The sequence below is a fragment of the Rahnella contaminans genome (assembly GCF_011065485.1).
Classification (GTDB): domain Bacteria; phylum Pseudomonadota; class Gammaproteobacteria; order Enterobacterales; family Enterobacteriaceae; genus Rahnella; species Rahnella contaminans.
Genome location: NZ_JAADJS010000001.1, coordinates 242,135 through 256,568, shown reverse-complemented (window position 1 = coordinate 256,568; position 14,434 = coordinate 242,135). Strand labels below are relative to the sequence as shown.

At 51.8% G+C, this 14,434-nt stretch carries 9 protein-coding genes, 1 pseudogene and 1 other annotated feature; of the genes and pseudogenes, 1 reads left to right on the top strand and 9 read right to left on the bottom strand.

Annotated elements, in window-relative coordinates; all coding sequences use genetic code 11:
* Window positions 1–4: 4 nt before the first annotated feature.
* The 9 genes and pseudogenes from cas3f to GW579_RS01125 all read right to left on the bottom strand — a co-directional run bounded on the left by cas3f (window position 5) and on the right by GW579_RS01125 (window position 13,021).
* Window positions 5–3,253, bottom strand: a complete 3,249-nt coding sequence (cas3f, locus tag GW579_RS01165) for a type I-F CRISPR-associated helicase Cas3f (protein WP_165057047.1) — start codon at window positions 3,251–3,253, stop codon at window positions 5–7.
* Window positions 3,250–4,208 (bottom strand): annotated as a pseudogene (cas1f, locus tag GW579_RS01160) (type I-F CRISPR-associated endonuclease Cas1f). Before cas1f ends, cas3f begins: the two are co-directional and overlap by 4 nt.
* A gap of 968 nt (window positions 4,209–5,176) precedes the next feature.
* Window positions 5,177–5,674: a chemotaxis protein CheW gene (cheW, locus tag GW579_RS01155; protein WP_095922337.1), complete on the bottom strand. Its 498-nt coding sequence runs from the start codon at window positions 5,672–5,674 to the stop codon at window positions 5,177–5,179.
* An 84-nt stretch (window positions 5,675–5,758) separates the two neighbouring features.
* Window positions 5,759–7,789: a chemotaxis protein CheA gene (gene cheA, locus GW579_RS01150; RefSeq protein ID WP_206738780.1), complete on the bottom strand. Its 2,031-nt coding sequence runs from the start codon at window positions 7,787–7,789 to the stop codon at window positions 5,759–5,761.
* A 10-nt stretch (window positions 7,790–7,799) separates the two neighbouring features.
* Entirely contained in the window at window positions 7,800–8,918 is a 1,119-nt protein-coding gene (motB, locus tag GW579_RS01145) for a flagellar motor protein MotB (protein WP_165057043.1), read from the bottom strand.
* Entirely contained in the window at window positions 8,915–9,805 is an 891-nt protein-coding gene (gene motA, locus GW579_RS01140; RefSeq protein WP_152325852.1) for a flagellar motor stator protein MotA, read from the bottom strand. The genes motB and motA overlap by 4 nt, the downstream gene beginning before the upstream one ends.
* 178 nt (window positions 9,806–9,983) lie before the next feature.
* A complete protein-coding gene (gene flhC, locus GW579_RS01135) occupies window positions 9,984–10,592 on the bottom strand; it encodes a flagellar transcriptional regulator FlhC (RefSeq protein ID WP_101078668.1) in 609 nt (202 codons plus the stop codon).
* Between the two features lie 2 nt (window positions 10,593–10,594).
* On the bottom strand, window positions 10,595–10,939 hold the full coding sequence (flhD, locus tag GW579_RS01130) for a flagellar transcriptional regulator FlhD (RefSeq protein ID WP_120508226.1): 345 nt from the start codon (window positions 10,937–10,939) through the stop codon (window positions 10,595–10,597).
* Between the two features lie 1,257 nt (window positions 10,940–12,196).
* Window positions 12,197–13,021, bottom strand: a complete 825-nt coding sequence (locus GW579_RS01125) for an SDR family oxidoreductase (RefSeq protein WP_165057041.1) — start codon at window positions 13,019–13,021, stop codon at window positions 12,197–12,199.
* A 318-nt stretch (window positions 13,022–13,339) separates the two neighbouring features.
* Window positions 13,340–13,461 (top strand) — a sequence feature (His leader region).
* A 73-nt stretch (window positions 13,462–13,534) separates the two neighbouring features.
* On the opposite strand from GW579_RS01125, the gene hisG reads away from it, so the two are divergent.
* Entirely contained in the window at window positions 13,535–14,434 is a 900-nt protein-coding gene (hisG, locus tag GW579_RS01120) for an ATP phosphoribosyltransferase (protein ID WP_101078671.1), read from the top strand.

Here is a 14,434-nt window from a genome sequence, read left to right as displayed (position 1 = left end):
TTGATTAATGGGGTGCACCAAACACTCCTAACGCTTCGTGCCAGTGCCATCGGGTGTTTTCGTCGTCGGCTAAACAGACTTCTCCAAACGTTTTACTGACGCGGTTAAGTTCCCAGCCGAAACTCTCTGCCAGACTCTGATAGAGGGTTTCGCAGTTCATTTCCATCCACTGGCTGACGCCTTGGGCATAATCCAGAGCAATAGCCTTAAATCCGCTGCTGTCTTTCCATCCTTCGCTTCCGTCGTCCGGCTGCCGGAAGCGCGGCTTGTCGCCCTCTTCTTCCAGCCACAGATAATATTGTCTGTCTGGCGCTGACTGACGAAACGGGGTGCGCGCCTGCAATTCGCCGCACCATTCGGCCTGATCACGCCACCAGCGGGCAGCGTAGATGTCACCGCAGGGTTTTCGTCCGAGCAACTCCGGCCATAAACGCCCGTGTTCCATATCAGACATGCTCATCAGAGGATCCGGCATTTCCCGCTCTTGTATACGCGGAATGGCGCTGAGGATTTCGTATTCTTCAGGGCGCAGTAAATCGTGCAAATCATGGCTGGCAAAGGCATTGCCGCCGCTTTCAAAACCCGGTTTGCAGTAGGCGGGCGCTTTCTTTTCCAGGGCCTTTACGTTTTTATGCAGGATATGGATATTGGGAATTTGCGGAGCGAACTGCCGGTGTCGTTGTACACGACCGGCAAGCTGGATAAGGGAACGCATGGAACTCGGCTCCGCGATCGCCCAGTCATAATCATGGTCACGGCCTATTTCGGCAACGGAGGTAGCGAGCACCACGAAGATGTGATGTTTTTCAGGATGAACAGCCAGCGCCTTGCGGACGTCTTCCACCTGCCAGATAGCGTCTTCGTCATGTCGCGTTAGCATGACATCCAGCCGGTTTTCAATGTGAGCGCGCAATGCCAGCGGATACTGACTGTGATAAACGCAATAATGTATTTGCACATCTGCCGGAGACGACGTTGCCATCAGGCGTTGCGCCACGCCAACCAGCGGGTTGATATTTGCCATACGCACGAGACCGACAGTCAGTTTTTTGCCGTGGTGATGCGCATTATGCAGTTCGATTAATGACTGATGGAGACGTGCTGACACCGCATTCAGCACGTCAGGCTCGCGTGCTGTTGCCGGGGATACTGTGACCAGTGAAGCCCGTCGCAGCGGGCTGACCTGTTGCAGCAAAGGCACCCGCTTCTTCACAAACTCACGGTGCTGCTCGCCAAACGATTTACCGGTCATATGCTGGCTTTCAGACACATTAAATTCGTCGAACCACGCGCAGCAGACATTCAGTGGTAAATCAGGCTGGCCGCAGGCTTGCTGATAATTTTTGCGTCCGGCGACATAAGCACTGAATAATGCCTGAACCAGCGCCGGGGCCAGCGTTGCCGAAGAAAGTAACACCCGCGAACCGAGCATTCCCGCCCAGTTCACCAGCCGGCACAGCGCAGGCAAATCGGCCATATCAAAATCATCGGGCTCATCAAGCACCAGATCAGACGTGAGTAACCTGAGCATCGGCGCAATCTGATGGCCGCCACGCAGACTTTCACAGGCGGGGATAAGATTATCTATCGTCGTCACCAGAACAGGCGCGCTCAGCAATTTATGCAGCGCTTCTTTGCCTTTAAGCCACTGTCCCAGGCGACCCGTATCCAGCATTCCTTCATACCGCACATACTGATGTTCAGCAAAAAGTGCATCTGCTGACTGGCTGCCGGTACTCTTTATCAGCTTGTCATCCTGATTCAGCTGATGCAGTTCCTGAACCGCCTGCGAGCCGATCAGGACTGCCAAATCTTCTTTATCGAGATGCAGTTTTTCGCCCAGCGCATCACCGGTTTGCAGGGTCAGCGTTCGAAGCCCGAGCGCGACCGAGAAACGGCAACCAATTTTATCCTCCGCCAGTCCGTACATAACGCGCGCATTCGCCAGCGTTTTACCGCAACCGGTCGAGGCCATATTCACGCCAAAAAAACCGTGCCGCCGGGCGTTTTCACGCAGTCCGCAGGCTAAATCGAAGGCTTTATCCTGCCAGCGAAACTTCTCTTGCTTTACGCGTTTCCTGAACCCTTTATGGCGTGAGATTGCCGGTAAGGTTTCACGCATACCGGGCAGACTGCGTGCCAGCAGCCAGGCATTCTGGCAGACACCAATATTGTGCTCATCAAGATGCTGTTTGGGTTTGCCGGTCTTTTTGTCAGTATTGGCGATGGCGGGGTATTGCGTATCCTGCCAGCCTGGCGTCGCTTCAAGCGAGGAGGTCAAATGGTCGGATAGCATCAGCACCAGCCGGGCGAGATGGCGGGTAAATCGTTGTTCTGCTTCCATATAAGGCGAAGCAAACAGCGGCAGCTGAAGCGCCCGTGTGGCAAATTTTTGCGCTTTACTGCGCCACGTTGCACTTTGCACCGGCGTGCCGTGCGGAAACTGCCAGACAGCCTGCTGCTCACGGGGCATCCATGGCGCATCCATATTGGTGGAATTCCAGCAGGGCGCGAACTGTTGATCCTGCCAGTGACGGATGTCGGTAAGCTGCGGCGGGTTGTTATAGTTAGCGTTGTGGCGCGGATAAACCGGCAGGCGGTGATGCGATACAATCAGCCACGCAACCAGCCGCGCGACAGGGGGCAAACCTTCGAGCGGGCTGTTATGAGTGTGACTGAGATTATTACTGGCCAGATTTTGTATCATGGTTTTTTCATCTTTAGCACTGACATTCTGCAAAGCGGTCAGCCATTGTTCATCCGTCTGCTGACCGACAAACGCCTGAAATAGCCGTACAGAAATCCACTCATGCCGGTAAGGTTCAAAGCTTTTCCCCTGCCCTCTGAGTTTATTCTGGAATAACGTATTGGCCTTGCCAAAATCATGAAAAAGGCCACTGATGGCAGCCAGCAGTCCGATGGTGCTGATACTGTGAAAAGGATGTTCGCTGCCTGATTTTAAAATATCCCGCTGAGTTGAATGGGTGGCTACAGAACCTTTTTCGTTAAACTTACGAATATTCCCCACGATCCAAATGACTTCCGTCTGGTTATTCGATTTAATCCAGTGACAGGCAATTGCCGTATTTCTGCGGGCTGTTTTCTTTAATATTCGCCGTAATGTATTCAGCCCTTCCAGGGTTATCGCGGTTTGCCACGTCCGTTCTCCCTTGCGTTCGGCAAACTGATCGATAATACGCCGCGTTTCCGTCAGCGCTTTTTTACTGCATTCCGAAACCAGCAATATATTCATTTCTGCTGACTTATTTCTTGTGCGACGCATTGCACCGTTTCAATCATAATATCCAGCGCATCTGCACGCTGAAGATGACTTACACAACGATGTCGAAATTCCTGTTCATCTTCACCTTTCATCGCAGCAATAAATACCTGCGGCAGGATCAGGGCATCTTTAATTAAATCGGCGACATCAAACACCAGCCCGCCACGCCGTGTTTTGCCATGCATCACCGCCAGTCCGTGTGGCAGGCCGATAACCCAGACTGCCGTGGCCGCCAGCCCGTAAGCCATATAGTTACCGTGGTCGAGATAACGATTGGCCACATCAATGCGCCGCGTTTCGCCCGCGTGAAGTCACCGTAACGGGCGGCAGTGGCGGCCAGTTTATACAGACCTTTGGTCAGCACAGCTTCGTGTGCCATCAGTTCGTTGATGTTATTGCACTGCGGCAAACTTTGTTCAAACCGCTGTAATACTGCCTCAACTTTTAACGCATCCAGCTTAAAAGCGTCTTCCTGCGCCATCACCGGGTGTAACCAATTTTTACGAATTTGCTGGCTTCGCACTTTCTGAAACGCCATCGCCGCAGCCAGTCTTTTCTGTTCATCGAACCAGAAGCTGACCCACTGCTGAAGATATTCTGTCGGGCGGTATTCACTTTGCGACGTCAGCCAGGAGACATTCACTTCCACTTCATTGGCGGCATAAAGCGGTGTTCCTCCGCCACCGCAGAAACCGACCAGCACACCCGCTCTGGCAAATTCACGCATTGCCGCCTGTGTGACCGACGTACCTGTACCGAGCATGACAACCGTGGTATTAGCAATGGGGATATTCCAGTACAGCGATTGTTTCCCCTCTTCCGTAACATATTCAACCCGACCGCCATTGACCAACACACGGCAATATTGCAGGTAATAAATATTAGAACGCTTCGAGTGCAGAATAGTTTTCAGCTCAGAGGGCATCAATGCGTCGGCCATGTTGAATTCCTTTCAATGGAAATTGACGGAAACTAAAATAAACCTATTTCCCTCAACATCAACGATTAAATACATATGTTTTCTGTATAAAGTTAATAAGAGATATTGATATTTATATATTGGTAATACGTTAATAGCCGGTTCAATAAGTCATATGGCTAATTTAATATTGTCTGCTTGTTCGGTATTGAGCGGGGTTGTATGACTGATATCGCTTATTAAGCTGCCTGTACGGCAGTGAACACTCCGGTTCAAGTTCGGGGGGCGGGGATGGTTTTCTAAGCTGCCTGTACGGCAGTGAACACGGATGTAAATATCAATTTCCGTGATCAGTGTTTCTAAGCTGCCTGTACGGCAGTGAACCATTTCTGCAAGCTTAAGTGTTTTCGCCTCTATTTCTAAGCTGCCTGTACGGCAGTGAACTGTTGGGTTTCGATGTTTAGCCTTTGAACGGCAAAAGATTATCCTTGTTTGGGGAAAAAAACCCTCTTTTTTATGGGATAAATTGGCTAATTAAAATCAATGAGTTAGCGGATGAGTAGAAAAGAGGGTGAGTTCTGAGATGGCATTAATACCCCATCCCGGCCTTCCCCTTCGCAGGGGAAGGAGCAGGACAAAACCGGCTTATGGCTCTGGCTCTGGCTCTGGGAAGGTGCAAGACAACACCCTTACGCATTGGATTTTGCAAAAGAATCAGAACGAAGGTTTTATTCGATCGGGAATGGCGCGCTCAAAATCTTGCTGAACGGAGCGGCTTCGAGACCTATGGCTCGAAGACCGAGAGAAGGAACCGCGCAGCGGCAAGATTTTGCGCCACACGCCGCTGCGCCAGAACATGTCCGTCGTGCCTGCGGCAGCGCGCAGTGAAAAGAGCGTGGAGTCCAGAGGCCCGCGCGATTGCGGGTCTCTGGGCCAGTGTGGGCGGCGAGCCCACGCCCTTGACGTTCAAAGGATTAGATCTTCGTCACCGAATCAACCAGTGCCATTTCTTCACTGCTCAGCAGCTTCTCAATATCCACCAGAATCAGCATACGGTCACCGAGCGATCCCAGACCGGTCAGGTACTCCGTCGACATGGTTACGGCGAATTCCGGTGCCGGACGGATTTGATCCTGGCTCAGCGACAGCACGTCAGAAACGCCATCAACCACAATCCCCACCACACGGTTTTCGAAGTTCAGGACGATCACCACGGTGTTTTCATTATAAATCACGTCTTCCTGCGCGAACTTTACCCGCAGGTCGAGGATTGGCACGATCACGCCGCGCAGGTTGGTGACGCCTTTAATAAATGCCGGGGTGTTGGCAATGCGGGTTACCTGGTCGTAGCCGCGGATTTCCTGCACTTTCAGGATATCGATGCCGTATTCTTCATCGCCTAAAGTAAAGATCAGGAATTCCTGACCTACCGTTTCGCCCGCAATTTTAGACACGGTTGCAAGTCCTGCCATGTTGTTCACCTTTGCTTTTTATCTTTAAATCGGCCTGAGTTCTTCACACCCGGCGACGGTTCAGGTCGCCGGAAGCTTTGCTTGTTATGCGGCGGTTGCGCCTGTTGCTAATTTATCGCGGTTCAGCGACTGCAAGGCAGACACGTCCACGATGAGGGCCACACTACCGTCGCCCAAAATGGTGGCGGCAGAAATGCCCGGCACTTTGCGATAGTTGCTTTCCAGGTTTTTCACCACCACCTGATGCTGACCAATCAGCTGATCAACCAGCAACGCGTAGCGACGCCCCGCACTTTGTAAAATCACCACGATGCCCTGCGTGGCTTCAGTTTTCGCGTCTTTAACATCGAAGACGTTATAAAGCTCGACCAGCGGCAGATATTCGCCGCGCACTTGCAGAACACGCTCGCCACCGGCCAGCGGGTGTAAATCTTCCGACAGCGGTTGCAGCGATTCCATCACCGCATTAAGTGGCAGAATGAAGACTTCTTCACCGACTTTCACTGACATGCCGTCGAGGATCGCCAGCGTCAGCGGCAGCAGGATGCGGATAGTGGTGCCTTTACCTTGCTGGGAATGGATTTCAACGTGACCGCCCATTTCCTGAATGTTTCGTTTCACCACGTCCATGCCCACGCCACGGCCTGAAACGTCGGTGACTTTTTCTGCCGTCGAGAACCCGGCGGCAAAGATCAGCATGCCGACTTCTTCGTCACTCATATTGTCGTTGACGTTCATGCCCTGCGACGCGGCTTTCGCCAGAATACGTTCGCGGTTAAGACCGGCACCGTCATCAATCACTTCGATGCAGATGTTGCCGCCCTGATGTTCCGCGGACAGCGTCAGGTTACCGGTCGCATCTTTGCCGTTGGCGATACGCACTTCCGGCGTTTCCACACCGTGGTCGAGGCTGTTACGCACCAGGTGCGTTAACGGGTCAATAATGCGTTCGATCAGGCTCTTATCGAGTTCAGTTGAGCTGCCCAGCAACGTCAGTTCAATTTGCTTGTTCAGCTTGCTCGCCAGATCACGCACCAGGCGCGGGAAGCGGCTGAACACGAATTCCATCGGCATCATACGGATCGACATCACCGATTCCTGCAAATCGCGGGCGTTGCGTTCCAGTTGCCCCATGCTGTTGAGCAGGTCGCTGTGGATCACCGGATCCAGCAGGTCAGAACGCTGCGCCAGCATGGACTGGGTGATGACCAGTTCGCCTACCAGGTTGATGAGCTGATCCACTTTTTCAACCGCAACGCGGATGCTGGTGGATTCCGGCGCTTTTGGCGCACGGGCTTTTGCCACTTCGGTGTTCGGCACAGCGGCCAGAACCGGCGCAGTACGCGGCGTGGCCGGAACCGGTGCAGCTTCAGCGACGACAGACATGGCGGCCGGCGTTTCGACAGCCGCTGGTGCCGCGGCGGCGGCGTGTGTGAAGCTGATTTGTTCCGGTTCGAGCACGAAGCACAGAACAGCAATAATGTCGTCTTCGGTCACGGTGGTGACCAGCGTCGCTTCCACGCTGTCTGCGGTCTGAACCGGATCTTTAATTTCGCCAAGATTACCCAGTTCTTCCAGCATGACCGGAACTTCCTGGGCTTTCAGACCGGACAGGCGTACGCGCAGGTCGCCTTTGCCTGCGGCAGGTGCGGCCGGTGCAGCTTCCGGGGCATTCGCCGCCGGGACGGATTCGACGACGTGAAGATCCGGAGCAGGCTCCCGCTCTTGTTGCGCGTCGAGGGCCAGTTGTCTCAGGGCTGCACAGATGTATTCAAAGCTGTCTGCATCGGGATCCCGGGATGATTTATAGGCGTCGAGTTGCTCCTGCATAATGTCTTTGGTTTCCAGAAACAGGTTGATGATGTCAGTGCTCAGGCTCATTTCAGCACGACGAGCACCGTCGAGCAGGTTTTCCAGTAAGTGAGTCGTTTCCTGCAAAACCGTAAATCCAAAGGTCGCTGCGCCACCCTTAATTGAGTGCGCGGCGCGGAAAATCGCGTTGAGCTGCTCAATATCGGGCGCTTGCGGATCAAGCAACAACAGATGTTGTTCCATGTCCGCCAGCAACTCGTCTGCTTCATCAAAAAATGTCTGATAAAAATCAGTAATATCCATGCTCACGTGATCACCTCTGCTGTGAATCGCGGCTTGTTGATGTGGTCGCAGGTGCCGTGACCGTCGCAGCGGCCGGAGCCGATGTTGCAGGTTGGGCGCCCGCCGATGGTGTCACTGGCGTCTGCGTAGTAATCCCGGGTATTGATGGTGCCTGTACTGGTGCTGCTGATGATTCTGGTGTCGCTGGCACGGCCGGAGCCGGGCTCATTTTCGGCGCGAGTGCCGGGGCAGTCTGACGTCCAGGGACCTGTCTTTGCAGTTCACCGGCGTCATTGATTGTGATCGCTTCGCCCTCACTGTTTTCCCGCTCAATCCCTTCTTCTGCGTGTTTATTGAGAACTAAAATACTGATGCGACGGTTTATCGCGTCTCCGGCCGGATGATTTTTAAGCTGCATGGTGGAACCCATGCCCATCACCCGCAGAACCTTCCCTTCGCTCAGGCCGCCGATAATCATTTCACGGCGCGAGGCGTTGGCGCGATCGGTCGATAATTCCCAGTTGCTGTAACCACGTTCGCCCTGCGCATACGGCATGTCATCGGTATGACCGGCCAGGCTGATTTTGTTCGGGAAATCGTCCAGAACCGGCCCGATAGCGCGCAGGATATCGCGCATGTAAGGCTCAACAATGGCGCTGCCAAGCTGGAACATCGGGCGGTTTTTGCTATCGATGATCTGAATACGCAAACCCTGCTCAGTGAGGTTAATCATCAGATGCGGACGTAAATCCTTAAGCCGCGGATCGGATGCCAGCATGTTTTCCAGCTTCTGCTGCAGGCGTTGTAAATCTCCGGCCTCACGTTTGCTCTCGCCCTGCGACTGATCCATTTTGTGAACTTCACCGTCCTGCACCGTCGGGTCAGCGCCACCACCCGGGATCGGGCTGGTGGCATCGCTGCTGCGTGGCCCGCCGGTAATGGCCACCGCCAGTGGCGTACGGAAGTATTCGGCAATTTGCACAAGTTCTTTAGGGCTGGAGATCGAAATCAGCCACATCACCAGAAAGAAAGCCATCATCGCTGTCATAAAGTCAGCGTAAGCAATCTTCCACGAACCACCGTGATGCCCTCCGCCGTGCTTATTCTTTTTCTTGCGTACAACAACGATTGGATGGCTCTGATGCTTCATACTTTTTCTTCTTCAGTTTGTTTCTGGCCCGGTGATTTGACCTGACGAACGTGTTCCTCCAGCTCGATGAAGGAAGGTCGTTCGGAGGTGTAAAGCGTTTTACGGCCAAATTCGACGGCTATTTGTGGCGCGTAACCGTTGATACTCGACAGCAAAGTCACCTTGATGCACTGCATCATTTTGGCGTTTTCTGCGCTTTTTTGTCGCAGTACGCTGGCCAGCGGGGAAATAAATCCGTAGGCCAAAAGGATACCGAGGAAAGTCCCCACCATAGCATGGGCAATCAGTGCCCCGAGCTCTGCGGCCGGACGATCCGCCGCTGCCAGGGTATGTACGATCCCCATGACCGCCGCCACGATACCGAAAGCAGGCAGTGAATCGCCGACCAGCGCCAGGCTGTTTGCCGGGACTTCACTTTCATGCTCGTAGGTTTCGATTTCCTCATCCATCAGTGCTTCGATTTCAAAAGCGTTCATGTTGCCGCTGACCATCAGGCGCAGATAGTCCGTGAGGTATTCGACTAAATGCTTATCGGCAAGGATGCGGGGATAATTAGCAAAAATGTCGCTTTCAGCCGGATTGTCGATGTCATTTTCCAGCGACAGCATCCCCTGCTGGCGCGATTTGGCTAACAGGCGGTACAGCAGCGCCATCAAATCCATATACAACGCTTTGTTGTATTTCGACGCGCGAAACAGCTGCGGTAAGGCACGCATGGTGGATTTAATCGCTTTGCCGTTGTTACCGACGAAGAAGGCGCCAATGCCGGCACCACCGATAATGAGTAATTCTGCGGGTTGGTATAATGCGCCCAGTTCACCGCCGACGAGCAGGAAACCGCCAAACACTGAGCCCATGACCACGAGGTAACCTAATATTACTAGCACGATGAATCCTTAATTCTATGTGGTTTTAGGGCGAGGAAAAGTGCGAGGCTGTGCCACCTTGCCCGATGTTACGCAGCTCAAACGTGCATAAAAGGGGCCAGATTATGGCGGAGACGTTAGGGGGAAATGATGAGCGGTGCTACCACCGCTCCGGACGACATACTGCAACCTAACAATCTCAGACAGCGCGCTTGACCTGTTCGTCCAGCTCTTGAGATGTTATATCGGCAACCTGCGGGGAAAGTTTACGTTTTTTTACTGCCCGGGATGGGGGTTGGCAAAGACTGCATACAAACCCGTGGCGCGGTTGGTGTGCATGGGTAATGAATGAACCTTCGCAGCAGTTGCAGGCAGAGAGCTGCAGCATTCCGCTGTCGACAAAACGGACCAGCGTCCATGCGCGGGTCAGAGCAAGGATCGGCGCCTCGCCGGGCTGCTCCGGACATTGCTCCAGATAAAGACGGTAAGCCTTAATTACGGCTTCCACGCCATTACAATGTCCGCTCTTTAAGAGAAACGAGTACGCGTTGTAAAACATGGAAGAGTGGATGTTCTGTTCCCAGGTCATAAACCAGTCCGTCGAGAACGGTAACATCCCTTTTGGCGGCGGGCTGCCGCGCAATTCTTTGTACAGTTTAATCAGTCGGCCACGACTCAATTGCGTTTCGCTTTCCAGCATCTGCAATCTGGCACCCAGCGTAATCAATTCCATGGCAAGCTGAATGTCCCGTGCTTCCTGGACGATACTTTTTTCTGCCGGTTTGGTTGACGCATCTTTCCCTGACATAGCTACGCCCTTTTCTTCATCGCGCCGCTGTCTTTCGCAGCCAGGCCTTTAAGCAGGTGGCTGGACAACAGGATGCCGGTGTGGATTTGTTGTAAGTCATCCACACGCGATTCCTGAGTCAGTCGTTCAATTGTCTTACTGTCGTCAAAGCGGAACTGACATAAAAGCTGGTTCGTTTCAGCCAGCTTCACCATCTGTGGCAGCGTCAGTTGCCCCAGGGTTTCTGCCATTACGTCATCAATCCCCAGGCGAAACATCGCTGAGGCCTTTTCGTCGTTAATCAAGCGCTGTGCCAACAATAGATATGACAGGTTGATATCATATATGTGCTTTAGCAATTCGGACATTCTGTTCTACCCCATTACCGATGCCACTTTTTTAAGGTGGCGGATTGATAGACATATTCCATGCAGCAAGAGTTTCACCCGGCGTGACAGGAGTATTTTTTACTATCAAAACAATTGGATCATTGGCTGATTAATAAATCTCACGTTGGAAATAGATTTATCCTGCGGTATTTACTTCACCGCCAATACAAAGTTGTTCCTGATGTAAACTAAATTAATTGTGACAATTGCACTGCTAAGTAATCGTGAAACACTTCAGTTTTGGTGTACTGGCAGGGTCCGTTGCTGTGATGGCGTCTCATTCAGTGAAACGCTTTTACATACATTATTAGGAATAATCTTACTACGACGCAACTCTAACCCCGTTCCCTTTATACATACAATCTGGGCGTTGCCGAATTTTGAATAAAGTGTGACGCACATCACATTTTTAAAACTTATTTTGTCCCCAAAAGTGCAATTTATCGTAAAAATTTGCGCAATTTTAAACCAAAAGTAAAAAAGCGTCTAAAAAAGGGGGCTGTGGCTGTCTTTTTTCGCCATTTTGAGATCATTTTGTACAAAGACCAATTAAAGCCAAATGATTAGCACACACGCCAATCAATCATAGTTCACCCAGTTTTTTATGCTGTAAATTTCCAATAGCGTGATCATTGTGCTAATTCTGCGCAACCCAGTCACCACAAGGCTTACAGGGGAACGAGTCCTAAAAGTTTTGGTTAAATTTAGTTCAAAAAGTAGGGGAAACGTGAGCAACCACGCTATTTCAAAAGCAAAAAGACAATGATTGTAAGAATTTGTTACAAGGCGAGCGCAGACATCCAGTCATGAGACTAGATTGATAAGAAGAAATAATGAGACGGCGGACTTAGGCCGTACAAACGTATCGGCATCTCTTCAGGAAAACTTTAATGATTGTGCTTAAAAAAGTGGTTTATGCCGCTCAATGGCAAATTGAAAGCTCAAGAATAGGAATTTTATTACTCAACCAGCATCCCGCGCCACTTTCTGCGTGTAAAAAGCGAATAAAGCACATCGCTAAATGCATTTATTAAGAGGATTCTTGAATAGTCACGGGGATTAACCTGTTATTAAGCAGGCTAATTAGCGGGGGAAATAAAAATTTAATAATACACGGCACATAATCTGACCAGACAAGGGTGCGGTGTTGTTACTGAACAATAAAAGACCAAATAAAAAACCTGCCTGAATTTCAGGCAGGTCATAACGTAATATTATGGAATAAGGTTTTGTACGTTAAAAAGGCATGTTTCGTGGGTCCGTATGCTGATATTCGAACCCCAGCTCTTTGCAGATCCGGTCGCCATTGACGATTTTGCCCTTCCCTGCTGAAGGTTCTTCAGCAAACGTCGGAGGCACCAGCCCCATCTGCCGCGCCAGTGCCGGATAGAATTCGGCTTTTGCCGGATGCGAAGGCGCACAGAGATTATAGGTATGGCCACCTTTTGGCAGGCTGAGCAGCAAGGTGATGGCAGCGACCACGTCATCCTGATGAACCAGGTTGACGCCGTGCTGACCGCCTTTTACCTGCGTTTTTCCGGCCATGAATCGCCCCGGATGGCGATCGCCGCCCACCAGCCCGGCCAGACGCAGGACATCGACCGACGTATTCGGTAAACCGTGGAACCAGTTTTCCAGCTCTTTCAGTACAATGCCGCTGCGTGAAACCGGCAGCAGCGGCGCGTCTTCTTTCATCACACCTTCATGGTCGCCGTAAACGGACGTCGAGCTGGTAAAGATGATGCGCCGGACGTTATGCGCCAGTGCGCTGTCCGTCAGCTGTTGTACTGCCTGGAAATAGAGTTCGCTGCCTTCCGCCGTTCTGCGCGCAGGCAGCGTGATGATTAAAGCATCGACGTTGAGCAACTTTTCGAGATCGTCCGATTCGCATTCCATTTCCGGCGTGAAGACCAGCGGGAAACATTCAATGCCGATCATTCTGGCGGCATCGACACCGTCGGGCGTCGTTTTGCTCCCGACCACGTCGTACCCTTTTGAAGCCAGCGCCATTGCCAGCGGCATGCCCAGCCAGCCCAGTCCGATAATCGAAATCTTTTTCATACATCGCTCCGTTTGTTCTCTGGCATGATTTCACCAGTTGCAGATATCTCTCTTTATACTAGCAAAATACGCCTTTTCCCTTCGGTGGTGCGTAATGATTTTTCAGCGTCTGTTAGCAGATCATTCATTTATTTGATGAAAACCCTGCTGCGGATAAGAAAAACTCATCATCAGAAAAAAAGGTTGCGCAGTTGCCGCCCGATAGTTTAGTTTTATTGGCAACGAATTTGATACGTGTGGCGGATGATTCAGTTTTGAATCACGCGGCGCTGAATGAACAAAACGAGACACTGAAATGACAAACGTTCTGATTAACCACCATCATCACCATCACCCTGACTAGTCTTTCAGGCGATTGGTGCTGGGAGACTGTTTAGATCTTCCAGTGGCGCAGAACGCAGAGAGAGCCCCCGGAAGATTTCTTCCGGGGGCTTTTTTTATGGCCGAAGGAATTGAAGTAAAAGAATCTGACGAACTGAATTTACGATAAATAATTGAGAAACTGAGGTCATCATGCTGGATAAAACACGTTTACGGATAGCAATGCAGAAGTCAGGTCGCCTGAGCGATGAGTCGCGCGAACTGCTGGCCCGCTGCGGGATTAAAATCAACCTGCAGGAACAGCGTCTGATCGCCTTCGCCGAAAATATGCCGATCGACATCTTGCGTGTTCGTGATGACGATATCCCTGGGCTGGTGATGGACGGCGTAGTTGACCTGGGCATTATCGGTGAGAACGTGCTCGAAGAAGAGCTGCTGAGCCGCCGCGCTCAGGGCGAAGACCCGCGTTACTTCACACTGCGTCGTCTGGATTTCGGCGGTTGCCGTCTGTCACTGGCTACGCCGCTGGACACTGAATACACCGGTCCGCAAAGCCTGCAAAATGCTCGTATCGCCACCTCCTACCCACACCTGCTCAAACAGTATCTCGATAAAAAAGGCGTTGATTTCAAATCCTGCCTGCTGAACGGCTCCGTTGAAGTGGCACCGCGTGCGGGTCTTTCGGACGCAATCTGCGATCTGGTGTCTACCGGCGCGACGCTCGAAGCCAACGGCCTGCGTGAAGTTGAAGTAATTTACCGCTCCAAAGCCTGCCTTATTCAGCGCGACGGCGAAATGCCACAGGCAAAACAGCTTCTGATCGACAAAATGATGACCCGTATTCAGGGCGTTATTCAGGCCCGCGAATCCAAATACATTATGTTGCACGCGCCAAGCGAGCGTCTGGACGAAATTGTCGCGCTGCTGCCGGGGGCTGAACGTCCGACTATTTTACCGCTTGCAGGCGATCAGCAACGCGTTGCCATGCACATGGTTAGCAGCGAAACGCTGTTCTGGGAAACCATGGAGAAACTGAAAGCGCTGGGCGCCAGCTCTATTCTGGTTCTTCCAATCGAAAAAATGATGGAGTAA

What these genes read in the sequence shown, in the direction of transcription:
- cas3f (WP_165057047.1), bottom strand. Translation starts at nt 3,253, where the DNA reads ATGAATATATTGCTGGTTTCGGAATGCAGTAAAAAAGCGCTGACGGAA.
- cheW (WP_095922337.1), bottom strand. Translation starts at nt 5,674, where the DNA reads ATGGCAGGACTTGCAACCGTGTCTAAAATTGCGGGCGAAACGGTAGGT.
- cheA (WP_206738780.1), bottom strand. Translation starts at nt 7,789, where the DNA reads ATGGATATTACTGATTTTTATCAGACATTTTTTGATGAAGCAGACGAG.
- motB (WP_165057043.1), bottom strand. Translation starts at nt 8,918, where the DNA reads ATGAAGCATCAGAGCCATCCAATCGTTGTTGTACGCAAGAAAAAGAAT.
- flhC (WP_101078668.1), bottom strand. Translation starts at nt 10,592, where the DNA reads ATGTCAGGGAAAGATGCGTCAACCAAACCGGCAGAAAAAAGTATCGTC.
- flhD (WP_120508226.1), bottom strand. Translation starts at nt 10,939, where the DNA reads ATGTCCGAATTGCTAAAGCACATATATGATATCAACCTGTCATATCTA.
- GW579_RS01125 (WP_165057041.1), bottom strand. Translation starts at nt 13,021, where the DNA reads ATGAAAAAGATTTCGATTATCGGACTGGGCTGGCTGGGCATGCCGCTG.
- hisG (WP_101078671.1), top strand. Translation starts at nt 13,535, where the DNA reads ATGCTGGATAAAACACGTTTACGGATAGCAATGCAGAAGTCAGGTCGC.